This is a genomic window from Enterobacter sp. K16B (genome assembly GCF_020216105.1).
Classification (GTDB): Bacteria; Pseudomonadota; Gammaproteobacteria; order Enterobacterales; family Enterobacteriaceae; genus Enterobacter; species Enterobacter sichuanensis.
Map to the genome: position 1 here is coordinate 1 of NZ_JAIWJZ010000107.1, position 22,794 is coordinate 22,794.

25 protein-coding genes are annotated in these 22,794 nt (G+C 57.2%); 8 read left to right on the top strand and 17 right to left on the bottom strand.

What is annotated here, in order from left to right; translation table 11 throughout:
* The first annotated feature begins 226 nt into the window (after positions 1 to 226).
* Entirely contained in the window at positions 227 to 730 is a 504-nt protein-coding gene (locus LDK53_RS18260; RefSeq protein WP_225287766.1) for a DedA family protein, read from the top strand.
* A 1-nt stretch (position 731) separates the two neighbouring features.
* Here the strand turns inward: LDK53_RS18260 and LDK53_RS18265 are convergent, their stop codons facing one another.
* A complete protein-coding gene (locus LDK53_RS18265) occupies positions 732 to 1,481 on the bottom strand; it encodes an SDR family oxidoreductase (RefSeq protein ID WP_025755893.1) in 750 nt (249 codons plus the stop codon).
* 100 nt (positions 1,482 to 1,581) lie between these two features.
* On the opposite strand from LDK53_RS18265, the gene LDK53_RS18270 reads away from it, so the two are divergent.
* Positions 1,582 to 1,941 (top strand): winged helix-turn-helix transcriptional regulator, encoded by a 360-nt coding sequence (locus LDK53_RS18270; RefSeq protein WP_047958233.1) that lies wholly within the window; start codon positions 1,582 to 1,584, stop codon positions 1,939 to 1,941.
* 1 nt (position 1,942) lies between these two features.
* Here LDK53_RS18270 and LDK53_RS18275 read toward each other — a convergent pair whose 3' ends face one another.
* Positions 1,943 to 2,737, bottom strand: a complete 795-nt coding sequence (locus LDK53_RS18275) for an SDR family NAD(P)-dependent oxidoreductase (protein ID WP_225287767.1) — start codon at positions 2,735 to 2,737, stop codon at positions 1,943 to 1,945.
* Positions 2,738 to 2,862: 125 nt separating this feature from the next.
* On the bottom strand, positions 2,863 to 3,306 hold the full coding sequence (locus LDK53_RS18280) for a winged helix-turn-helix transcriptional regulator (RefSeq protein ID WP_047958235.1): 444 nt from the start codon (positions 3,304 to 3,306) through the stop codon (positions 2,863 to 2,865).
* Positions 3,307 to 3,458: 152 nt separating this feature from the next.
* Between LDK53_RS18280 and agp the strand changes: the two genes are divergently transcribed.
* The gene (gene agp, locus LDK53_RS18285; protein ID WP_225287768.1) at positions 3,459 to 4,700 is read left to right on the top strand and encodes a bifunctional glucose-1-phosphatase/inositol phosphatase; all 1,242 of its coding nucleotides are present in this window, start codon (positions 3,459 to 3,461) and stop codon (positions 4,698 to 4,700) included.
* Between the two features lie 32 nt (positions 4,701 to 4,732).
* Here agp and LDK53_RS18290 read toward each other — a convergent pair whose 3' ends face one another.
* Positions 4,733 to 4,960, bottom strand: a complete 228-nt coding sequence (locus LDK53_RS18290; RefSeq protein WP_155022706.1) for a YccJ family protein — start codon at positions 4,958 to 4,960, stop codon at positions 4,733 to 4,735.
* 18 nt (positions 4,961 to 4,978) lie between these two features.
* Complete coding sequence (gene wrbA, locus LDK53_RS18295) at positions 4,979 to 5,575, bottom strand: NAD(P)H:quinone oxidoreductase (RefSeq protein WP_025755888.1); 597 nt, start codon at positions 5,573 to 5,575, stop codon at positions 4,979 to 4,981.
* 392 nt (positions 5,576 to 5,967) lie between these two features.
* Here wrbA and LDK53_RS18300 point away from each other — a divergent pair, with 392 nt between their 5' ends.
* Positions 5,968 to 6,138 (top strand): general stress protein, encoded by a 171-nt coding sequence (locus LDK53_RS18300; RefSeq protein WP_013097201.1) that lies wholly within the window; start codon positions 5,968 to 5,970, stop codon positions 6,136 to 6,138.
* 118 nt (positions 6,139 to 6,256) lie between these two features.
* Entirely contained in the window at positions 6,257 to 7,177 is a 921-nt protein-coding gene (locus tag LDK53_RS18305) for a DMT family transporter (protein ID WP_225287769.1), read from the top strand.
* Positions 7,178 to 7,279: 102 nt separating this feature from the next.
* Here the strand turns inward: LDK53_RS18305 and rutG are convergent, their stop codons facing one another.
* The 10 genes from rutG to LDK53_RS18355 all read right to left on the bottom strand — a co-directional run bounded on the left by rutG (position 7,280) and on the right by LDK53_RS18355 (position 14,977).
* Positions 7,280 to 8,596: a pyrimidine utilization transport protein G gene (gene rutG, locus LDK53_RS18310; protein WP_225287770.1), complete on the bottom strand. Its 1,317-nt coding sequence runs from the start codon at positions 8,594 to 8,596 to the stop codon at positions 7,280 to 7,282.
* Between the two features lie 21 nt (positions 8,597 to 8,617).
* Positions 8,618 to 9,112 carry an NADH-dependent FMN reductase RutF gene (gene rutF, locus LDK53_RS18315; protein ID WP_225287771.1) on the bottom strand — a complete coding sequence of 165 codons (495 nt, stop codon included), beginning with the start codon at positions 9,110 to 9,112 and terminating at the stop codon, positions 8,618 to 8,620.
* Between the two features lie 9 nt (positions 9,113 to 9,121).
* Positions 9,122 to 9,712: a malonic semialdehyde reductase gene (locus LDK53_RS18320; protein WP_225287772.1), complete on the bottom strand. Its 591-nt coding sequence runs from the start codon at positions 9,710 to 9,712 to the stop codon at positions 9,122 to 9,124.
* Between the two features lie 9 nt (positions 9,713 to 9,721).
* Positions 9,722 to 10,522 (bottom strand): pyrimidine utilization protein D, encoded by an 801-nt coding sequence (gene rutD, locus LDK53_RS18325; protein ID WP_045284631.1) that lies wholly within the window; start codon positions 10,520 to 10,522, stop codon positions 9,722 to 9,724.
* A gap of 7 nt (positions 10,523 to 10,529) precedes the next feature.
* Positions 10,530 to 10,916 carry a pyrimidine utilization protein C gene (rutC, locus tag LDK53_RS18330; RefSeq protein ID WP_025755881.1) on the bottom strand — a complete coding sequence of 129 codons (387 nt, stop codon included), beginning with the start codon at positions 10,914 to 10,916 and terminating at the stop codon, positions 10,530 to 10,532.
* 11 nt (positions 10,917 to 10,927) lie between these two features.
* Positions 10,928 to 11,617, bottom strand: a complete 690-nt coding sequence (rutB, locus tag LDK53_RS18335; protein WP_045284630.1) for a pyrimidine utilization protein B — start codon at positions 11,615 to 11,617, stop codon at positions 10,928 to 10,930.
* Positions 11,617 to 12,708, bottom strand: coding sequence for a pyrimidine utilization protein A (gene rutA, locus LDK53_RS18340; RefSeq protein WP_025755879.1), 1,092 nt, complete (start codon positions 12,706 to 12,708; stop codon positions 11,617 to 11,619). Before rutA ends, rutB begins: the two co-directional genes overlap by 1 nt.
* Positions 12,709 to 13,149: 441 nt before the next feature.
* On the bottom strand, positions 13,150 to 13,605 hold the full coding sequence (locus tag LDK53_RS18345; protein ID WP_225287773.1) for a hypothetical protein: 456 nt from the start codon (positions 13,603 to 13,605) through the stop codon (positions 13,150 to 13,152).
* 441 nt (positions 13,606 to 14,046) lie between these two features.
* Positions 14,047 to 14,538, bottom strand: a complete 492-nt coding sequence (locus tag LDK53_RS18350; RefSeq protein WP_225287774.1) for a DinB family protein — start codon at positions 14,536 to 14,538, stop codon at positions 14,047 to 14,049.
* Positions 14,539 to 14,665: 127 nt separating this feature from the next.
* On the bottom strand, positions 14,666 to 14,977 hold the full coding sequence (locus LDK53_RS18355) for a hypothetical protein (RefSeq protein ID WP_059385304.1): 312 nt from the start codon (positions 14,975 to 14,977) through the stop codon (positions 14,666 to 14,668).
* 292 nt (positions 14,978 to 15,269) lie between these two features.
* Here LDK53_RS18355 and rutR point away from each other — a divergent pair, with 292 nt between their 5' ends.
* Entirely contained in the window at positions 15,270 to 15,908 is a 639-nt protein-coding gene (rutR, locus tag LDK53_RS18360) for an HTH-type transcriptional regulator RutR (protein WP_025755874.1), read from the top strand.
* Here the strand turns inward: rutR and LDK53_RS18365 are convergent.
* Both LDK53_RS18365 and putA read right to left on the bottom strand, forming a co-directional pair.
* Positions 15,905 to 16,300, bottom strand: coding sequence for a lysozyme inhibitor LprI family protein (locus LDK53_RS18365; RefSeq protein WP_225287775.1), 396 nt, complete (start codon positions 16,298 to 16,300; stop codon positions 15,905 to 15,907). The genes rutR and LDK53_RS18365 overlap by 4 nt on opposite strands.
* 51 nt (positions 16,301 to 16,351) lie before the next feature.
* Positions 16,352 to 20,314 carry a trifunctional transcriptional regulator/proline dehydrogenase/L-glutamate gamma-semialdehyde dehydrogenase gene (gene putA / locus LDK53_RS18370; protein ID WP_208283948.1) on the bottom strand — a complete coding sequence of 1,321 codons (3,963 nt, stop codon included), beginning with the start codon at positions 20,312 to 20,314 and terminating at the stop codon, positions 16,352 to 16,354.
* Between the two features lie 423 nt (positions 20,315 to 20,737).
* Between putA and putP the strand changes: the two genes are divergently transcribed.
* Both putP and LDK53_RS18380 read left to right on the top strand, forming a co-directional pair.
* Positions 20,738 to 22,246 carry a sodium/proline symporter PutP gene (gene putP / locus LDK53_RS18375; protein ID WP_045284624.1) on the top strand — a complete coding sequence of 503 codons (1,509 nt, stop codon included), beginning with the start codon at positions 20,738 to 20,740 and terminating at the stop codon, positions 22,244 to 22,246.
* Positions 22,247 to 22,360: 114 nt separating this feature from the next.
* Entirely contained in the window at positions 22,361 to 22,780 is a 420-nt protein-coding gene (locus LDK53_RS18380; RefSeq protein ID WP_025755870.1) for a DUF3574 domain-containing protein, read from the top strand.
* Positions 22,781 to 22,794: the final 14 nt, after the last annotated feature.

Sequence of the window (22,794 nt, forward strand, 5' to 3'; positions counted from 1 at the left end):
CGTACTTGTGTACGCTCCCGGGGATTCGTTCCCTTGCCGCCTTCCTGCAACTCGAATTATTTAGGGTATAAAACGAGAGGGATAATACGCTTAATTAATTTTGCCGCTCAGGAATTTAAAAAATGTTTAAGAACGGTTTAGAAGAATCTTATTAATAAGACGTTGAGGGTTTATTTAAGTGAATTCATTTTAAATGAAGAATGATATTTACATCGGGGGAGAGTAAATGACGTGGCTTGATACTTTGCTGAATCACTTTGCGCTCTATCCGGCACATCTTTTCGCGCTGTTATTTATGATGGCGCTGAGTAAATCAACGGTGCTGATCTCCTCTGTGCTGCCACCTGCCTCGGTGATGCTGTTGACCGGCATTACCGTAAGTCAGGCGAGCATGCATCCGGCACTGGCATGGCTGGCCGTGGTGATGGGGGCAACGGTGGGTTCAGCGCTGAACTTCCATATCGGCCAGCTGATGGGGCACTCGCGATGGATAACCCGCCTCACCGCAAAACACCCCGGTCAATTTTTGCGGGTGCAACATCAGCTGCAGAAAAACGGCGTGCTGGTACTGTTCAGCGCGCGCTTCCTGGCGGTGCTGCGCTATATCGTACCGCTGGCGGCAGGCATGCTCAGGCTTAACGTGGTCAAGGTTTACGCGGTGAGCCTGCTCTCTGCCGCCGTCTGGGCGGCGCTGTATGTCGGCATTGTCACCGGCATCAGCGCCTTCTGAGTTACAAACTTCCCATCCCGCCGTCGACCAGCAGCTCCGTGCCTACCGTATAGCTGGACTCGTCGGAGGCCAGATAGAGCGCGGCTTTTGCCAGCTCCGTCGTGGAGCCCATTCTGCCCAGCGGCACCAGCTTGATGATCTCCGCCATCATCGCGTTAAGCGCTTCTTCGCTTAAGCCTGTTTTGTTAAAGGCCGGGGTTTCCACCGGACCTGGGCTCAGGCCGTTGACGCGGATCCCGCGCGGCAGCAGTTCCGCCGACAACGTGCGCGCCAGCGACAGCAGGGCAGCCTTGCTCGCGGCATACACGCTGCTGGTGGGCAGGCCGATGCGCGCGCTTACGGAGCCGCACAGGATCACGGAGGAGGGATTATTCAGCAGCGGCAGCAGTGCCTGAATTAAAAAGAACGGTCCCTTCAGGTTGATGCCCATCAGACGATCCCAGGCTTCTTCCTGCCACGCTTCCAGCGGCGCGTGCGTCACATCACCGGCGTTGAGAAATACCGCGTCCAGGCGTGGCCAGCGGGCGGCAAGGGTCTCCGCCAGCGCTTTTTGCGAAGCAATATCTCCCGCATCGGTCGGGATCACCCAGGCGTTTTCGCCCAGAATACGCTCTGCTTCGGCGAGCGTGTCGGGATTGCGTCCGGTAACGGCGACGTGTGCGCCTTCGGCGATAAACGCCTGCGCGGTAGCAAGACCGATGCCGCTGGTGCCGCCGGTAATCAGCGTGTACTTATCGGTTAAACGACCCATATTCTTCTCCTGAAATGTCTCTGGAGAAAACACTATAGAAACGTTAGTATCGAAAGGAAACCAGGTACCAAATGGATACTAACGAGGCAAGAGGTGTGCAATGGCAGAAAGTCTGGACGTGTGCTGCGAAAAAAAATCTGAGGTGTATACCTGCCCGATGACGCAGTTTGTCAACCTGATTTCCGGTAAATGGGCGATCCCCATTCTCTATCGCCTGATTGTGTTCAATACGCCCGTTCGCTTTGGCGATCTGCTGCGGGCGGCTGCCCCGATTACGCAAAAAGAACTGACGAAGCAGCTTCGCCTGTTCGAGCAGCGCGGGCTGGTGACGCGTACGGTCTACCCTGAGATCCCGCCGCGGGTGGAGTACCAAATTACCGCGCTCGGGCTCACTCTGCAAAATGCACTCTCGCCGCTGGCCGCCTGGATGACTGAGTACGGCGACCAGCTGGAGCGTTAGGCTACTGTTTTACGTAGCGCGGGGCCGGAATACCGGTGCGCGCGCTGTTAAACAATTCCAGACGCGCCGTTTCGTAGCGATCCCACAGGCCAGCGTCATGCATCGGTGGGATAGTGATCAGTTCACCCTGATCCAGACCCGCCAGTGACGCATCCACCATATCTTCCGTGGTCATTACTGACCCTTCCGGCAGATCGTTAACCGTGACGCCGGAATGGCTCCAGATCTCCGTCGCCGTGGCGGCAGGCAACACCGCCTGAATGCGCAGGTTGCTCTCGGCAAACTCTTCCTGCAGCCCGCGGGTAAAGCTGAGCACCCACGCCTTGGTGGCGCTGTAGAGCGCGCTGCCCGCCCGCACGTGCAGAGCCAGCACGGACGCGATGTTGACAAGCGTGCCGCGGTTATTCTCTGCCAGGCGCGGCAGAATGGCATACGTTAAGCGCATCAGCGCCGTGGTGTTCAGGGTGTTAATGGCCTGATGCCGGGCCACATCACCCGCGAGGAACGGGGCCATCTGTGCGGTGCCCGCGTTGTTAATCAGCGTATCGATGGCGGTGTTACTGCGCAGCGTCTCTTCCACGGCGCGGATCCCGGCTTCCTCCGTGAGATCGGCCACCAGAACCTCGACCGCAACGTCATAGCGTTCGCGCAGTTCACTGGCCAGCGCCTGCAGTCGTTCCTCACGCCGGGCGACCAGCACCAGATTAAGGCCGCGAGCGGCAAGGCGATCGGCATAGACAGCACCAATTCCGGAAGAGGCACCTGTTACCAGGGCGGTAGAGCGTGGCGTAGTCATCGTGTGTTACCTCAAAGCAAAGTGGGTTATTTGGTTTCAACATGAAACTTAATCCACTCTCTGTTATTTGGTTTTATAATGCAACCAAATTGGTGGGCATTTTGTGCTTTTGCTGGCGGGGGCGATCAGGAGGGGAGTTTGGCCACAATCTGCTCAGGGGTCAGTTCGCGACCGTCGTCGGCGATAAGCGCCAGTTTTCGCAGGGGTTTGCGCTTTTCGCTATCGACAAGGACCGTGCCGCATTCGTGTTCAGCAAATAAATATTCATTGCCCCACTGTGACAGGGCAACCAGAACCGTCTGCAGGGCGCGTCCCTTCTCGGTCAGGACATACTCCTGCCAGGCGCTGCCGTCGGAGGCGGGCTGAAGCCGAAGGATACCTTCGTCAACCAGCAGCTTAAGCCGCGTGGTCAGCATGTTTTTCGCAATTCCGAGGCTTTTCTGAAACTCGCCAAAGCGCGTAACCCCGCGGAGCGCGTCGCGAACAATCAGCAGCGACCACCAGTCACCGATGATATCCAGCGAACGGGCGACGGGGCAGGGGCTCTCTTCAAGACGGGTACGTTTCACAGCACATTCTCCGGTGGGGTATGGTTTTATTATAAAACTAATCGACGCTCACCGTAAGCGTGTTAATCATCAGTTTGAGAAATGCTTCCCGGAAAATTGTCACGGTTCTGTCACACTGAACGCGACATTTTAAAACGAGTGAGGAATTAGGGATGAGAAAAGCACTACTCGCGCTGGCAGTCGCCGGTTCCATTTCAGCAACGTTTGGCGTGCAGGCGCAAGAGACGCCGGAAGGGTATCAGCTGGAGCAAGTTTTAATCATGAGTCGTCATAACCTGCGCGCTCCGCTTGCCAACAACGGCAGCGTGCTGGAGCAGTCGACGCCAAAGCAGTGGCCTGAGTGGGAAGTGCCGGGTGGTCAGCTCACCACCAAAGGCGGCGTGCTGGAAGTCTATATGGGTCATTATATGCGCGAGTGGCTGGCACAGCAGGGGATGATCAAGTCCGGCGAGTGCCCGCCACCGGATGCGGTGTATGCCTATGCCAACAGCCTGCAGCGTACCGTCGCCACCGCGCAGTTCTTTATCACCGGCGCCTTCCCGGGCTGTGATGTGCCTGTTCATCATCAGGAAAAAATGGGCACCATGGACCCGACCTTTAACCCGGTGATTACCGATAATTCCCCTGAATTCCGCGACAAAGCGCTGAAGGCGATGGAGGCCGAGCGGCAGAAAATGCAGCTTGCGGAAAGCTACAAGCTGCTGGAGCAGATGACGAACTACGCCGAGTCGCCGTCGTGCAAAGAGAAAAAGGTCTGCTCGCTGGCGGATGCGAAAGATACCTTCAGCGCTGATTACGAAAAAGAGCCAGGCGTTACCGGGCCGCTGAAGGTGGGTAACTCGCTGGTTGACGCATTTACGCTGCAGTATTACGAAGGTTTCCCGGCAGACCAGGTGGCCTGGGGAGAGATCAAAACCGACCAGCAGTGGCGCGTACTGTCGAAGCTGAAAAACGGTTATCAGGACTCGCTGTTTACCTCTACCGAGGTGGCGCAAAACGTCGCCAAACCGCTGGTGAAATACATCGATAAAACCCTGGTCACCGAACAGGCGAAAGCGCCGAAAATCACCCTGCTGGTGGGGCATGATTCAAACATCGCTTCCCTGCTCACGGCGCTGGATTTCAAACCGTACCAGCTGCACGACCAGCAGGAACGCACCCCGATTGGCGGCAAAATTGTCTTCCAGCGCTGGCATGACAAAAACAGCAACCAGGAATTGATGAAAATTGAGTATGTCTATCAGAGCTCGGAGCAACTGCGTAACGCCAGCGTGCTGTCGCTGCAATCTCCGGCGCAGCGCGTGACGCTTGAGCTGAAGGGCTGTCCGGTCGATGTGAACGGCTTCTGTCCTGTCGACAAATTCAATGCGGTGATGAACAACGCGGCAAAATAGAGGATAACCCCCCGCATGGCGGGGGGAAACGTTCAGACGTTTTTACGTTCGATGGTTTGCTCACCCCAGAAGAGCGAGTCTTTGTCCGTTTTTTTGAAGGCGCGCACCAGCACTTCATCGTTGCCTTCTTCCCAAATCTGCTCTGCCAGTTTTTCGTCATACTTCGCGACTTCAAAAATGGCTTCGGCGATCTCCGGCGAGGTGTTGCGTAAACTTGCCCATTCACCCACGTGGTGAGCTTTTGATTCTTGCGTTGGCATGCTTGTCCTCCTGTTGGGTTAGCCGTTCAGTTTTTTGGCGAGACCCGCGACGTATTCACCCTGATAACGGGCGATAGCGAGCTCTTCATTGCTCGGCTGTCGGGAGCCATCGCCGCCGGCAATGGTGGTTGCGCCGTACGGCGTACCGCCACGTACCTGAGAAATATCAAATAACTCCTGTGCCCCGTAGCCGATCGGCACAATCACCATCCCGTGATGAGCAAGGGTAGTCCAGGTTGAGGTAATCGTCTGTTCCTGGCCGCCGCCGGTCCCGGTGGAGCTGAAGACGCTGGCGAGCTTGCCGTATAACGCGCCTGAAGCCCACAGGCCGCCCGTCTGATCGAGGAAGGTACGCATCTGGCCGGACATATTGCCAAAGCGGGTCGGGGTGCCAAAGATGATGGCATCGTAATCAGCCAGTTCCTGCGGGGTGGCCACCGGGGCATTTTGTGTTTTACCCCCGGCTTTTGCGAATGCTTCTGCCTGCATGGTTTCCGGTACGCGTTTCACCACAACCTCAACGCCGTCCACCTTGTTTGCACCCTCTGCTACCGCGTGAGCCATGGTTTCAATGTGTCCATACATGGAATAATAGAGCACCAGAACTTTTGCCATTTTGCATCACTCCTCGTTTGTTTTCTCTGACAGCGGATCGCTGCGCTCTTTTAAAGATATGTCATCACAGCCAGACTGCAAAAATGAACGCCATTTATTTGATTTATAACAATATGGGTCTAAAAATGGCTTTGTAGCAAAATGATACAACTTTCCCGCTGCCGATTTTTAAAATGATAAGAAAGGTTTATGGATTACCGCCGCGTCATCTCACCCGAAAGACTGAGATCATGTTGCAGGATATTACCTTCGGCTTGCCGGATAACCTCATTCCACTAAGCTTAGTTTCACGCGGCACAGATAAAGGCGTTGTCCTTGAGCCGCGAGGTGAAAGAATCCTCTTTTACTGAATGCAATATGATGTCTAATGTTTCACACTCTGGAGGTTAGAGATGGCAAACCATCGTGGTGGTTCAGGTAATTTCGCAGAAGACCGTGAAAGAGCATCAGAAGCAGGCCGTAAAGGTGGCCAGCATAGCGGGGGTAATTTTAAAAATGACCCTCAGCGCGCATCTGAGGCTGGCAAAAAAGGGGGTAAAAACAGCCATGGCGGCAATAAGTAAGTCGCCGGGTTGATCTCCCTGCCGCCGGGGCTTCCCGGCGGTTTTTTTATTTCTGCAACATTGAACTGTAACCAAAGGCAACGCACACTAGGGAATTGTTCTTCATTGCGAGTGCCGCATGTCTGTCTCACGTTTCAAATTTTCTGTTAAACCGCAGGAAGCCATCCTTATTCTCATCACCATGTTCTGGGGCGGGACGTTTCTGGCCGTCCAGTACGCGGTGACCCTTAGCGATCCGTTCTTTTTTGTTGGCCTGCGCTTTGCGACGGCGGCGATTGCCGTGGGGCTCTGCTCGCTAAACACGCTGCGGGGTCTGACGCTGAAAGAGCTTAAGGCCGGGGTGGCGATTGGGGTGGCGATAGCGATGGGCTACAGCCTGCAGACGTGGGGATTGCAGACCATCTCCAGCAGTAAATCCGCCTTTATTACCGCCATGTATGTGCCGCTGGTGCCGCTACTGCAGTGGCTGTGCCTTGGGCGACTGCCGGGGCTGATGTCCTGCATCGGGATCGTGCTGGCGTTTATTGGCCTTATTCTGCTCGCCGGGCCGGAAAACAACCTGCTGGCGCTGGGGACGGGGGAGATCATTACCCTGATCGGGGCGATTGCGATTGCGGCGGAAATTATTCTGATTAGCGCCTGGGCGGGGAAGGTCGACGTCAAGCGCGTGACGGTAGTGCAGCTTGCCACCGCGTCGCTGGTGGCATTTGCGACGATGGTGCCAGCAGGGGAGTCGGTACCGCCAATGTCCACCGGCCTGGTCGTGGTGGCGCTGGGGCTGGGCATTTTTAGCGCCATTATTCAGGTGACCATGAACTGGGCGCAGCGCAGCGTGTCGCCGACCCGCGCGACGGTGATCTATACCGGGGAGCCGGTCTGGGCAGGGATTTTTGGCCGACTTGCGGGCGAGCGTTTGCCGCTGCTGGCCCTGGTGGGCGCGGCGTTTATCGTCGCCGGGGTGCTGGTGAGCGAATTAAAGCTAAAAAAACGACGTAAGTTGATTGCCGGGTTGGGCACTGAACAAGGGGCAGATCGCTAACAACGCGCATGCTGCCCGTTTTGCCCGGCGGCGCTTCGCTTGCACGGGCCTACAATTGGCATGTAGGCCGGGTAAGCGTAGCGTCACCCGGCTATTTCAGGTTCAGGGGGTGATGGCTTCCGCTTGCGCTTCATCCCCTTTCTGGCGGCTCAGCAGGGCGTTAAGCAGGATTGCCCCAAAGGTCGCCGTACCAATCCCGCCAATTGTGAAACCGCCCAGCGTCAGGGCGAAATCCCCCGCGCCCAGCACCAGCGTGACGGCCACCATAATCAGGTTGCTGTTCTGACTGAGATCGACGCGATGCTGCACCCAGATGCGTGCTCCCGCCACGGCGATCAGCCCGAAGACCACAATCGATGCTCCGCCGATAACCGGTGACGGAATGGTGTGGATCAGCGCGCCGAATTTCGGTGAGAAGCCAAGCAGTATCGCCATCACTGCCGCCGCCACGAACACCAGCGTCGAGTAGACTTTGGTCACCGCCATCACGCCGATATTTTCGGCATAGGTGGTGACGCCGCTGCCGCCCACGGAACCGGAGAGCATGGTTGCCAGCCCGTCGCCGACGAACGCACGGCCCATATACGGATCCATACTGCGTCCGGTCATGCCCGCCACGGCCTTCAGATGACCCAGGTTCTCCGCCACCAGGATCACCGCCACGGGGGCGATAAGCATCATCGCCTGGCTGTTGAAGACTGGCGATGTGATTTGCGGCAGACCGAACCAGGCGGCCTGATGGAGCAACGTGAAGTCGACAGGTTTGCCGAGACCAAAGACATTTGCCAGCAGAGCGTAGAAAAGACAGGCCACAATCAGCCCGACCAGAATCAGCAGGCGCTGGACCATACCGCGGGTAAATACCGCCACCAGGCCGATACACAGCACGGTGATCACCGCCATCCAGCTTTCAAACGGCGAGGCGGAGACGCTCCTGACCGCAATCGGCGCGAGATTCAGGCCGATCGCCATCACCACTGCACCGGTCACGACGGGGGGCATCATGCGTTCGATCCAGCGCGTACCGATCTTCATCACCACCAGACCAATCAGGGTGTACACCAGACCACAGGCGATGATGCCCCCCAGGGCCACGCTCAGGTTAGGGTTGATCCCCTGGCCGTTAAACCCGGTGGTGGCGATGACCACCCCCACAAAGGCGGCGCTGGAACCCAGATAGCTGGGCACGCGCCCGCCGGTGACAAAAAAGAACAGCAGCGTACCGATTCCCGACATCAGAATAGAGAGGTTGGGATCCAGCCCCATCAGCATCGGCATCAGCACCGTGGCGCCAAACATGGCAACCGCGTGCTGCACGCCCATCACCAGGGTTTGCCCGAGCGGTAGCCGTTCATCCGGCGCGACCACGCCGGCGTCTGTGGAGGTCGATTTCAACTGCCAGTGGGGAAATCCGAACATGGTCTGTCTCCTTAAAGCGCCTCAGCAGGCGGGTCGCATCAGCGCGTGGTAGCCGCGGTCAAACCACACCAGCCCTTGCGGCGCCGGGTGGCAGATAATCGAAACGATGTCGCAGAACAGAATGTCATGGGTGCCGACGCTCACCACCTGGCTGATGCGGCAGTCAAAAGAGGCCAGCGCATCCTCCAGCCGCGGGCAGCCCGTGTCGCCCCTCTGCCAGCGGGCAGCGGCAAAGCGCTGCTCCATCGGCGTTTTGCCGCCAAACAGATTGGATAACGGCTCCTGTCCGGCGCTCAGGGTATTCACGCACAGGGTGCGGTTTTCGCTAAAGGTGGGCCAGACGGACGCGCCGCGGTTCAGGCACACCAGCAGGGTGGGCGGTGAATCCGTGACGCTGCACACCGCGCTGGCGGTGAAGCCTGCTCTCCCCGCCGGGCCGTCAGTGGTGATGATATTGACCGCCGCGCCAACGCAGGCCATGGCGTCGCGAAAGGTCTGTTTATCCGGTGTTGTCATGTTCGCTCCTTACGCCAGCCCGCAGGCATCGTCGAAGTCCAGACGCGGCAGGCGTCCGTAAAGTTTGCCCGGGTCGCCATAGCCAATGTTGATCAGCAGGTTGCTTTTAAGCGGGGTGCCGGTGAAAAAGGCGTCGTCGACTTTTTGTCGGTCAAAGCCCGACATCGGGCCGGTATCCAGCCCCAGGGCGCGGCAGGCGAAAATCAGGTAAGCGGCCTGCATGGAGCTGTTGCGAAACGCCGTCTCTTCCGCAAGGGCGGGGCTGGTGGTAAACCAGCTTCTGGCATCACCGTGCGGGAACAGTTCGGGCAGGCGCTCGTAGAATTCACTGTCCCAGGCCACGATGGCCGTAACCGGCGCCGAGAGCGTTTTCTCCAGGTTGCCGCTGGAGAGCGCCGGGCGCAGCTTCTCTTTTCCCTCTGCGCTTCGCACAAAGACTATCCGCGCCGGAGAGCAGTTGGCGGACGTAGGGCCCCATTTCATCAGGTCGTAGATCTCGCGCAAAACCTGGTCGCTGACCGGCATATCCAGCCAGCCGTTATGGGTGCGCGCGGCGGTAAACAGCGTCTCCAGCGCAGTGGGATTAATGGCTTCGCTCATTACAGCTCCTTATAACGCGGGTTCATGGCTGTGCAGCAGGCTGGCAAGCCCGTTCAGCAGCAGCGTGTTAAAGGTGTCCGGCTCGGTGACGTTGCAGGCATGTCCACCCTGACGCATCACCACTTTCTGACTGCCGGGGATTGCCGCCTGCAGTTCAGCGGAGCAGACAGAAGGCACCAGCATGTCGTCGCTGGAGCAGATAAGATGTACCGGGCAGCGGATGCGCGCGGCATGGCGGCTGAAGTCGGCTTTCTTCAGGGCGCTGAGCCGGTGCAGCAGGTTGGTTTTTCCCTGGAAATGGGCCAGCGCCAGCGCCTCTTCCGCCTCCAGACGAGGGGCGCGGGCCGCCATCCAGTCTGCCGGGTAAAGAAACAGCGGCTGCGCCTCTACCCACGCCTGCGGGCCGCCGGAATGCAGCAGGCGCTCGCGGATCTGAAAGCAGCGGCGGGTGTGCGCGTTAAGGGTTAACCAGCCGTTCACGCACACCAGCGCGGTGAGGGCGTCGGGATGATCCAGCGCCAGCTGGAGGCCGACCAGCGCCCCCAGCGCATGACCCACGACGCTGTAGCGGGCAATCCCGGCCTCCGCCAGCGCCCGGGCCAGTTCGTCCGCCATCTGCGCAAGGCTGTACCCTTCCGGCAGGGTATCGGGGTTATTACCCGTTCCGCGCTGGTCATAACAGACTACCTGATACTCCTGCTCCAGCACGGCGAGCTGGGGCAGCCAGTAGCTGCCGCTGCCGCCGAGACCGGCAATCAGGACCACCGCGGGTGCCCCCTCATACGGGGGCGGTGAGACGGAGAGTTTCATGGCCGCCTCACTTCGCGATGTGGGCAACGGTGGCGATCTCAACCAGCGCCTCCGGCTTCACCAGCCCGCACTGAATGCAGAACCGGGCCGGTTTATCGCCTGGGAAGAACTCCGCGTAGATTTCGTTAATCGCGGCGTAGTTTTTCCAGTCGGTGATAAAGATGCTGTTGAAGGTCACATCCTCCATCGTGCCACCCGCTGTTTCGATCACTTTTTTGATGGTTTCCAGCACGTGGCGGGTTTGCGCCTTTGGGTCGTTGATAAACACCACGTTGTTGTCTTTATCAAACGGCAGCGTGCCGGAGACGTACACCACGCCGTCGGCGAGCGTGCCGGGCACAAACGGGGCGATGGGCGTGCTGGTGCCCGGCGGAATAATCACGGATTTCGGCATCGTTTTTCTCCTCAGGCGATACGGGCGAGTGGAGGATTCAGGGCGTCGCAGAACTCCGCGACGTTACTGACCCAGCCAAAAAAGGTTTCGATATTGAACAGGGCCGCTTTCTGGGCGAATTCCGGCCCGGCCTGATGGGTCGCGTCTTCCAGCACCACGCCGAAATATTCCAGGAAGAAGCCGTCGCGCAGGGTGGACTCCACGCAGACGTTGGTGGCGATGCCGGTGAACACCAGATGGCGTATCCCCCGGCTGCGCAGCAGGCTGTCGAGCGGGGTGTTGAAAAAGCCGCTGTAGCGCGGTTTGGGCAGCACTATATCGCCCTCCTGCGGGACCAGTTCGTCCACCAGCTGATAATCCCAGCCGCCTTTCGCCAGCAGTTTGCCCTGCAGCTCGGGCCGCTTGCGCATGGTTTTCAGGGCGTTCGATTTGTGGAAATTCGGTGAACCTGGGCCGCCGGCCTCAACGTACTGGTCGTCCCAGCCGTTCTGGAACCAGACAATGAGCATACCGGCGGCGCGTGCGGCGGCTACGGCGGTTTTGATATTCTCGATCACCGGTTGCGTCGCCGAGACGTCGAACCCCGCCAGATCCAGATACCCGCCGGGGCTGGCGTAGGCGTTTTGCATATCCACGACAATCAGCGCGCTCTGCTCAGGCGCAAAGGTAATGGCTTCCGGGCGTGCGTTTAGGGTCGTCATTACGCCACCTCCTTCGTAACGGCAGGGATATGGGCGCGGCACTGCATCAGCGGCTGGATGCGCTCGCCGAAGGTTTCCACGCCGGTAAGGAAATCATCGAAGGTGAGCAGGACGCCTTCCGCGCCGGGAACGGCCGCCACTTCGTCAAGCATTCTGGCGACACTGGCGTACGAGCCGACCAGCGTGCCCATGTTGATGTTGACAGCGGAAGTCGGGTCGGCCATCTGGCGCACGTTGGTATCCGCGCCGGAGCGGGTATCTTTCTGGCTCTGTTCAGTGAGCCAGCTCAGGGCCTCCTCGTCGGCGCCGTCCTTATAGCGCTCCCATTTCGCGCGGGCGGCGTCGTCGGTTTCGTCGGCGATCACCATAAACAGCACATACGAGCCCACGTCGCGCCCGGTTTTGTCGGCGGCCTCTTTCATCCGTGCGGCGGTCGGGGCGAAGGCGGCAGGCGTGTTGACGCCTTTACCGAAGCAGAAGTTGAAGTCGGCATATTTCGCCGAGAATGCCATTCCCGCGTCGCTCTGCCCGGCGCAAATCACCTTCATGGGAACCGACGGCTGCGGGCTGACGCGGCAGTCGTTCATGGTGAAGAAATCCCCTTTGAAGTCGCTTTTTCCGGTACCCCACAGGTCGCGCAGCACCTGCACGTATTCGGTGAGGTAGTCGTAGCGACGAGAAAAGTAATCGTCACCCGGCCACAGCCCCATCTGCTCGTACTCCGGCTTTTGCCAGCCGGTGACCAGGTTGACGCCAAAGCGCCCGCCGGAGATGGAGTCGATGGTCGAGGCCATGCGCGCCACGATGGCCGGAGGCAGGGTGAGCGTGGCGGCGGTCGCGTAAATCTGAATCCGCGAGGTGACCGCGGCCAGCCCGGCCATCAGGGTGAAGGACTCCAGGTTGTGATCCCAGAATTCGGTTTTGCCACCAAAGCCGCGCAGCTTGATCATCGAGAGCGCAAAGTCGAAATGGTAGTGCTCCGCTTTTTGCACGATGGCTTTATTCAGTTCGAAGGTCGGCATGTATTGCGGTGCGGTGGTCGAGATAAGCCAGCCGTTGTTGCCGATCGGTACAAATACGCCAATTTTCATCACGAACCTCTCTTCATCTCAGTGTGGGGTGAAAGTCAGACGTGGCGCTGCATCCTGCATATCCTGTTAAGCCTCGTGAAAAGGGATCTGCAAAGGGGATGCCAGTTTTTAAAAAGGCTTTGTTATTAATGTGTTAATCAGAGGTTGGTGAATTGAAATCAAATAAAGTGGACTAAATGGTCAAAAGTAATGCACGCAAAGCAGGCAACGGTGCGCGATGACGGTGCAGGGGAGGCGAGGGTAATGCGACAACGATCTTAGTGCGGAACAACCCATCATCAGACAACACAGATAGTGGTGCTCCATTCGCAAATTTCTTCACCCTTTTCAAATGCTGCATTTCCGTTTGGGAAACACAGGGGTAAATGTGCAAAAGGACACTGACGCGCCTCACCAATGACTATCAAGCTTCCATTATTCAGTGGGGCGCTTCTAAGATAATTATTTAGGACACATGTCTCTATAGCTTGTCATTTTCATCCTGGTTGCTGCCCCAGTTGATTTATTTATCTCATATAATTCAAAATAGCACATGTTATCGTCATTCCGGTTCCTGAATTCATATAATTTGTCTTTTTCAGGCCGGATAACAAAGTCTTTAGTACAAAGTCTACCATCGCTAAGATGGTTTGAAGGCCATACGCCTAATAATTTCCCCGCTCGAACATAATATTCTGCGCGGTCAAGAGGGTATACGCCATCTGGCAATTTAGATTTTTTAAAGCCCTTATCGATATATACGGGGTTACTTTCGAAAGTTGTTCTTACGTGAGGGTAGTATCCTTTTGGAGGCATCTTATATGGCTGATTACAATCAAAATCCCCCCACATCATAGTATCGCTGGTAAAACCAATAATTCTCACTTCAGCCCGGTCTCCAGAGGTGACATCCTGCACATGATTAACGACAACCTCGCGTTGTATACATCCTGTCATTGCAACAGATATGAGGACGAAGGGGACGACAGCCAACGTTTTTGTTTTTTTTTGACATAAATTAAATCCTTTTTAACCATTATGTGTAACGGCATCAATCTACCAGTCCAATAATATTAACTCCAGCAGAACTGGACGGTGACAGTTATATGCGCAATGTGGTGCAGGGTAAAGAAAAATGAGCAAAAAAGGCTGCTGATGCGTCCTGGTGAGTCGGAAATAAAGACTTAAGTTAATTTTTTAAAATTAGGGGCCGCCTCTGGCACCACCGGGAAAAGAATTTCTGCTTTGAGCGAGAAGCGGACGTTGCAACCTGGATCTAAACACGCCATTCATTTATGCACTTATTTTTGTGTAAGGGCTCAATGGCGTTATAAATTTGCATGCCCCTGCCAGTCTCGTTTACTCGTGGTTATGATCTCTTAGAAAAACGGTCAATACGTCCCTGGGCGGGGTTACACCACTTTCTGAAATTAGCCAACCCACTGCGCCACGATGATATGTCCCGTGAAAAAGCACATGATTGAGCATATCGACCGCCTTCATCTCACCATATCCGCCATCAACAAACTGGAATTTGATTGTTTCAGCAAGATCAGTGGAAGACATGGAATTGACATGTTGAATATACCAGTCTGTACATTCAGTCATCGTTATCAGAAGCTCATCAGCAGAGGGGGTCTCTGGCGTGTTCAATGCTGTGAAGGAATGCTTCTGACCGGTAACGTTAGCTCTGAAGATCAAATCAACCACATGTACGTGATTCATCAATCTGAGCGTCAGGTGGTGCTTTTCTGCATTTGCAGACGCATCGATTCTTTTAATCGCTTGCAGTGTTTCAATATCTATCCAGCGCTTGTATCGAAACAGCGTAACTAACTTGTCAGTATCCATGTGTCACCTCTTTTATACATTTTATTATCATATCAGCAACATAAAGAGCTTTCTACTTACTTCCGCTTTTGGCACACAGCAGACAAGCACGTGACACTGAAGGTCTGCTTTGAGCGAGGAGCGGAAGTTAGTCAATTATTTCCGATGGTTTTTCATTCTCGGGCGACCAATACCCACCGCTGCCATGGTAAGTTTCAGCACCTAATACAAACTTAGTTCCACAGTGCCTACAAACAAAATGGTAATCGACGATATCGCCCCATATCATCTTTTCAGCACACTCTTGAAAGCTGTATTGATTCCAGTCATCCGTTGCATCAATTTCGGCCAGAACCCCTTCGCTGAGCGCATTCTTTGCAATACGGATTGCTTTACGTAATTGTTCAGGTTGGCGGATAACGTATTTAACACATAAATCCAGGCACCGATCGCAACTCATTAAACAGCCTCCATGATGATATGTTGGCGTGGTTTACCACTATAAGCCAATCAAATTATTCACAACTTCTTCTATGGTGAACTTCTGAATTGATGTTAGCAACGTCCGCTCCTGGCACAAAGCGGACCGTCTAAAGGGCCGAGGAACCCGCTATAAAGAACGGTTAGTCACATTCGCATTGGCCTCCCACAACAGCTTTTCCTTGTCGATTTTGCACAGACTCTGTACCCCAGGATGTCGAGAGAAAGCAGGGCTTTTGCTATGCTATGGCAAACCAATAAGGAGAGCGGGAATGACACAAGGCGCAGTGAAAACACCAGGTAAACGTTCGCAGGCCGTGAGTGCCAAGAAGCAGGCGATCCTCAGCGCGGCGCTGGAGACTTTTTCACAGTTTGGTATTCACGGCACGCGCCTGGAGCAGGTAGCGGAGCAGGCCGGGGTGTCCAAAACCAATCTGCTCTACTATTACCCGTCGAAAGAGGCGCTGTATGTCGCGGTGATGCAGCAGATCCTCGACATCTGGCTGGCGCCACTGAAAGCGTTTCGTGAAGAGCTGGCCCCGCTGGTGGCAATCAAAGAGTACATTCGCCTGAAGCTCGAGGTCTCGCGCGATTACCCGCAGGCCTCAAGGCTGTTCTGTCTGGAGATGCTGCAGGGCGCGCCGCTGCTGCAGGCGGAGCTGACGGGGGATTTAAAACAGCTGGTGGACGACAAGTCGGCCATTATTGCCGGATGGGTGGCCAGCGGAAAGCTGGCGCCCGTCGACCCGCATCATCTGATCTTTATGATTTGGGCTTCCACCCAGCATTACGCTGACTTTGCGGCCCAGGTTGAGGCGGTGACCGGAAAAACGCTTCAGGATGAAGCGTTTTTCCACAGCACCCTGGAAAATGTGCAGCGGATGATTATCGAAGGGATCCGCGTGCGTTAGTTTCCCGGCGGGAGAGGGCAGCTTAAGTCACCCTCTTCACACTGCATCAGCGAGGCCAGAAACGCTTCACGCTCCGCGGTTTTCTCCGCCAGGCACTGATTAACAATCATCGGCTGAATGCTGCCGCCTTCCGTACCCGAACCGATAAACGCACAGTCCGCATCACGCAGGGTAATCCACGCCTGCTGCGCTTTTTTTAGCAGCTCGCGCTGAGGGGCTGCCGCGCGCTTGATGGCCGCCTGATACGTCTGGTTGAGCTTTTTATCGGCAGCCTGGTACTGCTGCGCGCTACAGGTATTCAGCTCAAGCTGGGTAGTCGCTTTGTCGCACTCGTCGGCCAGCACGCTGGCGCTCAGCAGCAGTGCTGCACCTGCGATAAGAAATCGTTTCATACACTCCCCAATTAAATAAGGCTCCGTCTCCGGAGCCTTATTAGCACAGCGTTAGCCGATTGTCATCAGGCTGGCGTTACCGCCTGCCGCCGCGGTATTGACGCTAAGCGAACGTTCCACGTACAGACGCTCCAGCAGCAGGTTGGTTTCCCCGCGCGCGAAGCCCTGCACCGAAACAATCGCCCCGCTGCGGGCCGCCACCTGTTCGCACAGTTCGCGCAGCTGGTCAGAATCACCGTGATAAATCACTGCGTCAAACGGCTGCGTCAGCAGCGCATCGGCCTTCGCGAAGTGAATGCGCGACGAGACCGCTTTCGGCAGCTGTTTTGCCAGGTCGCGGTGCAACGCATCTTCCGGCCACAGCACTTCACAACCGGTTGCCATCGCTGCGGCCAACTGCACCAGCGCATCCTGCTCGTTATCCGCCACGCACAGCACGCGCTCGCGCGGCATCAGCGTCCAGGTGTTGCGCTCGCCGGTTGGCCCTGGCAGCAGACGCTGCGTACCGGCCTGCGCCAGCTCGCCGTACTGCTGCGCGAGGGCACGCAGTTCAGGACGTTTTTCCGCCCATGTGATGAGGGCTTCCAGCGGCTGCGTCAGCACGGTTTTCAGCTGCGCGTCTACCGGATAGTCCGCGTCCTGACGCGCCAGCGTTACGCCCAGCGCGTTCTCCGGACGGTTCGCCAGCAGACGGTACAGGTAGAGCGGGCCGCCCGCTTTCGGACCGGTGCCGGAGAGGCCTTCGCCGCCGAACGGCTGCACGCCCACGACCGCGCCGACCATGTTGCGGTTAACGTACAGGTTACCCACTTTGGCGTTACCGGTGACCTGCGCGATGGTCTCGTCGATACGGGTATGCACCCCGAGCGTCAGGCCATAGCCGGAGGCGTTGATCTGCTCAATCAGCGCGTTGAGGTTATTGCGATTGTAGCGCACTACGTGCAGTACCGGACCGAAGACCTCTTTTTTCAGCTCGTCGAAGCTTGCGAGCTCAATCAGCGTTGGCGGCACAAAGGTGCCGGTACGCCATTCGCGGGCATCTTCACTGGTTTCACGCACCGCCTGGAACACCGGACGACCTTTCGCGCGCATCGCCTGAATATGGTTTTCGATATTGGCTTTCGCTTCCGCGTCGATCACCGGTCCGATGTCGGTGGTGAGACGGCCCGGGTTGCCCATGCGGCATTCGGCCATCGCGCCGCGCAGCATCTTCAGCGTGTGGTCGGCCACGTCATCCTGCAGGCACAGCACGCGCAGGGCGGAGCATCGCTGACCGGCGCTGTCAAAGGCGGAGGCCAGCACGTCAACCACCACCTGCTCGGTGAGCGCGGAGGAGTCGACGATCATGGCGTTCATCCCGCCGGTTTCGGCGATGAGCGGAGTCGGACGACCCTGCGCATCCAGACGGGTGGCAATATTGCGCTGCAGCAGGGAGGCCACTTCGGTTGAACCGGTGAACATCACGCCGCGCACGCGGTTATCGGCGGTCAGTCTGGCGCCTACCGTTTCACCACGTCCTGGCAGCAGCTGAACCACGCCCGCAGGCACGCCGGCTTCCAGCAGGATGTTGATACCCTGCGCGGCAATCAGCGGGGTTTGCTCTGCCGGTTTGGCCAGCACGCTGTTGCCTGCGGCCAGGGCGGCGGCAATCTGGCCGGTGAAGATTGCCAGCGGGAAGTTCCACGGGCTGATGCAGACGACCGGACCCAGCGGACGGTGGGTTTCGTTATCGAAATCATCGCGCACCTGGCCTGCGTAATAATGCAGGAAGTCGACCGCCTCGCGCACTTCGGCAATGGCGTTGCTGAAGGTTTTCCCCGCTTCGCGCACCAGAATGCCGATAAGCTGTTGCATCTGATCTTCCATCAGCACCGCCGCGCGTTCCAGAATGGCGGCGCGCTCCTGCGGTGGGGTGGCGAACCAGATAGGGGCGTTGTTCACCGCGCTCTGCAGCGCCTGCTCTACTTCCGCGTCGGTGGCTTCACGCACGTAGCCGACGATATCTTTTGGCTCCGCCGGGTTAATCACCGGCTGCATTTCACCGTCAACAACCGGCTGCTCCAGCATCGGTTTGGCCTGCCATTTCTGCAGCGCGCTGTTGAGCAGGGCAGAGGAGAGGGAGGCCAGACGGTGTTCGTTGGCAAGATCCAGACCCGCCGAGTTAACGCGGCCTTTGCCGTACAGCTCGCGCGGCAGGGCAATCTTCGGATGCGGCAGGCCAATCTGACCTTCCTGAGCCGCCATCTTCTCAACGGCCAGTACCGGATCGGCCACCAGCTCGTCCAGCGGCAGCGTGGTGTCGGCGATGCGGTTAACGAAGGAGGTGTTCGCACCGTTTTCCAGCAGACGACGCACCAGGTACGCCAGCAGGGTTTCGTGGGTGCCCACCGGGGCGTAAATACGGCATGGGCGGTTGAGCTTGCCGTCCGCCACTTTCCCGGTCACCTGTTCGTACAGCGGTTCACCCATGCCGTGCAGGCACTGGAACTCGTACTGGCCCGGATAGTAGTTCTGCCCGGCCAGGCTGTAAATCGCCGCCAGGGTGTGGGCGTTGTGGGTGGCGAACTGGGGATAGATCAGGTTCGGCACGCCAAGCAGTTTTTTCGCACAGGCGAGGTAAGAGACATCGGTGTAAACCTTGCGGGTATACACCGGATAGCCTTCCAGCCCTTCCATTTGGGCGCGTTTGATTTCGCTGTCCCAGTAGGCGCCTTTCACCAGACGGATCATCAGGCGGCGACGGCTGCGGCTGGCGAGGTCAATCAGGTAATCAATGACGAACGGGCAGCGCTTCTGGTAGGCCTGGATAACGAAACCAATGCCGTTCCAGCCCGCCAGCTCCGGCTCGAAGCACAGTTTTTCCAGCAGATCGAGGGAGATCTCCAGACGGTCGGCCTCTTCGGCGTCGATGTTGATCCCGATATCATACTGGCGCGCCAGCAGGGTCAGGGACTTCAGGCGCGGATAGAGCTCTTCCATTACCCGGTCGTACTGCGCGCGGCTGTAACGCGGGTGCAGGGCGGAGAGCTTAATTGAGATGCCCGGGCCTTCATAAATACCGCGGCCGTTAGAGGCCTTGCCGATGGCGTGGATTGCCTGCTGATACGAAACCATGTAGGCCTGCGCGTCGGCGGCGGTCAGGGCGGCTTCGCCCAGCATGTCATAGGAGTAACGGAAACCTTTATCTTCCAGTTTGCGGGCATTCGCCAGCGCTTCGGCAATGGTTTCCCCGGTCACAAACTGCTCGCCCATCAGGCGCATCGCCATGTCCACGCCTTTGCGGATCAGCGGCTCGCCGCTCTTACCGATAATGCGGTTCAGGGAGCGGGAGAGGTTGGCTTCGTTATGGGTCGAGACCAGTTTACCGGTAAACAGCAGGCCCCAGGTCGCGGCGTTAACGAACAGCGACGGGCTGCGGCCAATGTGCGAATGCCAGTTACCGTTGCTGATCTTGTCGCGGATCAGCGCGTCGCGGGTGGCTTTATCCGGAATACGCAGCAGCGCTTCCGCCAGACACATCAGCGCCACACCTTCCTGTGAAGAGAGGGAGAACTCCTGCAGCAGACCCTGTACCATCCCGGCGCGGCCGGTGGCGGTCTTCTGGTTACGCAGTTTGTCCGCCAGTTGATACGCCAGGCTGTGCGCCCGGGCGGCAATCTCCTCCGGCAGACGGGCCTGCTCCAGCAGCATCGGTACTGCGTCGGTTTCGGCGCGACGGTATGCGGCGGTAATGGCGGCGCGGCTGACGGACTGCGGCAGGATCTGCTCGGCGAATTCGAGGAACGGCTGGTGAGTTTCGTCGCCCGTGACCGGTGCTTCCTCGCTTTCATTGGCGGCACCGGCGAGCAGGGCAGGCAGCTCCGGCAGGCCCTCGTCGCTCTCGAGTCTTTCGAGGTAGTTAAAAATCGCCTGCTTAATTAACCAGTGCGGCGTGCGGTCAATGCGGGTTGCTGCGGTCTTAATCCGTTCGCGGGTAGCGTCATCCAGCTTAACCCCCATGGTGGTCATACCCATGCCAAAGCTCCTGTTGTTCTTTCATCGTGTTTGGTCGTTAGCGTGAAATATCCACCATGTTGCAACTTTGTGCAACCGTGTTAAATGTGACCTGGTCTGCAACCCAGAAAATGAATGGATTGTTAATGAATGGTTAGCTGAAAAAACGCACCGGACAAGTGACGGGAAGCCTGGTTTTATGCGGGAGTTAACACTTTTCAAAGGTGCAACCCGTAAAAGCGTGAGCGAGTGCAACCTATAGGAAACTCGTATCAAACCGGGGATGAAATTGATGTAAATGCAGTGTTAAATCGTTTGTCAGCGGGAGGCGCATACGGCAGGATAGCGCGCCCAACCGAAACACAAGATACCATCACCTCGTTCCGGTGATCATATAACAAGGCAACCTGGACGGTTGTCGCTCGACACTTTTGGAGAATTTGAATGGCAATTAGCACACCGATGCTGGTGACATTTCTCGTTTATATTTTTGGCATGATCCTGATAGGGTTTTTGGCATGGCGTTCAACGAAAAACTTTGACGACTACATTCTGGGCGGACGCAGTTTAGGCCCGATGGTGACCGCACTCTCGGCGGGCGCATCGGACATGAGCGGCTGGCTGCTGATGGGTCTGCCGGGGGCGATTTTCATCTCTGGTATTTCCGAAAGCTGGATCGCCATCGGTCTGACCGTGGGCGCATGGATCAACTGGAAGCTGGTGGCAGGCCGTCTGCGCGTGCATACCGAAGCGAACAATAACGCCCTGACGCTGCCGGATTACTTCACCGGACGCTTTGAAGATAACAGCCGCATCCTGCGCATTATCTCTGCTGTCGTTATTCTGCTGTTCTTTACCATCTATTGTGCCTCCGGCATTGTGGCCGGTGCACGCCTGTTCGAAAGCACCTTCGGCATGAGCTACGAAACCGCCCTGTGGGCCGGTGCTGCCGCCACTATTCTGTACACCTTCGTGGGCGGCTTCCTCGCCGTCAGCTGGACTGACACCGTGCAGGCGAGCCTGATGATCTTCGCCCTGATCCTGACCCCGGTGATTGTGATTTTCACCGTCGGCGGCTTTGGTGAATCGCTGGAAGTGATCAAGCAGAAGAGCATTGAAAACGTCGATATGCTGAAAGGGCTGAACTTTGTGGCCATCGTGTCGCTGATGGGCTGGGGTCTGGGCTACTTCGGTCAGCCACACATTCTGGCGCGCTTTATGGCCGCGGACTCTCACCACACCATCGTCCATGCCCGTCGTATCAGTATGACGTGGATGATCCTCTGCCTGGCCGGGGCGTGTGCGGTAGGCTTCTTCGGTATCGCGTACTTCAGCAATAACCCGGCGCAGGCGGGCGCGGTGAACCAGAACGCCGAGCGCGTGTTTATCGAGCTGGCGCAGATTCTGTTTAACCCGTGGATTGCCGGTATTCTGCTCTCCGCCATTCTCGCGGCGGTGATGTCCACCCTGAGCTGTCAGCTGCTGGTCTGCTCCAGTGCGATCACCGAAGACCTCTACAAAGCCTTCCTGCGTAAGGGCGCGAGCCAGAAAGAGCTGGTGTGGGTAGGGCGCTTTATGGTGCTGCTGGTGGCGCTGGTGGCGATTGCGCTGGCGGCCAACCCGGAAAACCGCGTGCTGGGCCTCGTGAGCTACGCGTGGGCAGGCTTCGGTGCGGCGTTTGGTCCGGTGGTGCTGTTCTCCGTTATGTGGTCACGCATGACCCGTAACGGCGCGCTGGCGGGGATGATTATCGGTGCGGTCACCGTTATCGTCTGGAAACAGTTCGCATGGCTGGGGCTGTACGAAATCATTCCAGGCTTCATCTTCGGCAGTATCGGTATCGTGGTCTTCAGCCTGCTGGGTAAAGCACCGTCTGCCTCCATGCAGAAACGTTTTGCCGAAGCAGATGCGCACTACCACTCTGCACCGCCGTCTAAGCTGCAGCCTGAATAATCCTCCCCCTCACCTTAACCCTCTCCCCAAAGGGGAGAGGGAATAAACCTCTCTTGCTAAATTCTGCAATTTACGTTGATATCGCTGTGCTTATAACAATGAGGATAGCAACACATGACAATCAAAACAGGGTTAATGGCAGGGGCATTATTGCTGCTGGCAGGCTGCACCGTACCGTCGCAGCACGCTACGGTTGAAACCTGCAAAGCGGATAACCAGATGCAGCAAACCACGCTCTATTTCGGACTGAATCGCCCGGCCGGGGCGCAGATCACCAGCAACGAATGGCAGCAGTTTGTCGACCAGGACGTGACGCCGCGTTTTCGCGATGGCTTAACGGTGTTTGACGCGCGGGGGCAGTGGCTGGGGAACGACGGGAAAGTGGCGCGTGAACCGAGCAAGGCGCTGATGCTGATCCACGGTAACGATGCGCAGAGCGAGAAGAACATCGAAGCGTTACGCGGGATATATAAGTCCCGCTTTGCGCAGGAGTCGGTGATGCGTGTCGACCAGCCGGTGTGCGTACAGTTTTAATGAAAAACGGCGGG

Coding starts and splice junctions, on each gene's coding strand:
- LDK53_RS18260 (WP_225287766.1), top strand. CDS start 227: ATGACGTGGCTTGATACTTTGCTGAATCACTTTGCGCTCTATCCGGCA.
- LDK53_RS18265 (WP_025755893.1), bottom strand. CDS start 1,481: ATGGGTCGTTTAACCGATAAGTACACGCTGATTACCGGCGGCACCAGC.
- rutB (WP_045284630.1), bottom strand. CDS start 11,617: ATGACGACCCTAAACGCACGCCCGGAAGCCATTACCTTTGCGCCTGAG.
- LDK53_RS18270 (WP_047958233.1), top strand. CDS start 1,582: ATGGCAGAAAGTCTGGACGTGTGCTGCGAAAAAAAATCTGAGGTGTAT.
- LDK53_RS18355 (WP_059385304.1), bottom strand. CDS start 14,977: ATGAGTTGCGATCGGTGCCTGGATTTATGTGTTAAATACGTTATCCGC.
- wrbA (WP_025755888.1), bottom strand. CDS start 5,575: ATGGCAAAAGTTCTGGTGCTCTATTATTCCATGTATGGACACATTGAA.
- rutF (WP_225287771.1), bottom strand. CDS start 9,112: ATGACAACACCGGATAAACAGACCTTTCGCGACGCCATGGCCTGCGTT.
- rutG (WP_225287770.1), bottom strand. CDS start 8,596: ATGTTCGGATTTCCCCACTGGCAGTTGAAATCGACCTCCACAGACGCC.
- LDK53_RS18365 (WP_225287775.1), bottom strand. CDS start 16,300: ATGAAACGATTTCTTATCGCAGGTGCAGCACTGCTGCTGAGCGCCAGC.
- putA (WP_208283948.1), bottom strand. CDS start 20,314: ATGGGTATGACCACCATGGGGGTTAAGCTGGATGACGCTACCCGCGAA.
- agp (WP_225287768.1), top strand. CDS start 3,459: ATGAGAAAAGCACTACTCGCGCTGGCAGTCGCCGGTTCCATTTCAGCA.
- rutD (WP_045284631.1), bottom strand. CDS start 10,522: ATGAAACTCTCCGTCTCACCGCCCCCGTATGAGGGGGCACCCGCGGTG.
- LDK53_RS18380 (WP_025755870.1), top strand. CDS start 22,361: ATGACAATCAAAACAGGGTTAATGGCAGGGGCATTATTGCTGCTGGCA.
- LDK53_RS18290 (WP_155022706.1), bottom strand. CDS start 4,960: ATGCCAACGCAAGAATCAAAAGCTCACCACGTGGGTGAATGGGCAAGT.
- rutA (WP_025755879.1), bottom strand. CDS start 12,708: ATGAAAATTGGCGTATTTGTACCGATCGGCAACAACGGCTGGCTTATC.
- rutC (WP_025755881.1), bottom strand. CDS start 10,916: ATGCCGAAATCCGTGATTATTCCGCCGGGCACCAGCACGCCCATCGCC.
- putP (WP_045284624.1), top strand. CDS start 20,738: ATGGCAATTAGCACACCGATGCTGGTGACATTTCTCGTTTATATTTTT.
- LDK53_RS18350 (WP_225287774.1), bottom strand. CDS start 14,538: ATGGATACTGACAAGTTAGTTACGCTGTTTCGATACAAGCGCTGGATA.
- LDK53_RS18300 (WP_013097201.1), top strand. CDS start 5,968: ATGGCAAACCATCGTGGTGGTTCAGGTAATTTCGCAGAAGACCGTGAA.
- LDK53_RS18275 (WP_225287767.1), bottom strand. CDS start 2,737: ATGACTACGCCACGCTCTACCGCCCTGGTAACAGGTGCCTCTTCCGGA.
- LDK53_RS18320 (WP_225287772.1), bottom strand. CDS start 9,712: ATGAGCGAAGCCATTAATCCCACTGCGCTGGAGACGCTGTTTACCGCC.
- rutR (WP_025755874.1), top strand. CDS start 15,270: ATGACACAAGGCGCAGTGAAAACACCAGGTAAACGTTCGCAGGCCGTG.
- LDK53_RS18305 (WP_225287769.1), top strand. CDS start 6,257: ATGTCTGTCTCACGTTTCAAATTTTCTGTTAAACCGCAGGAAGCCATC.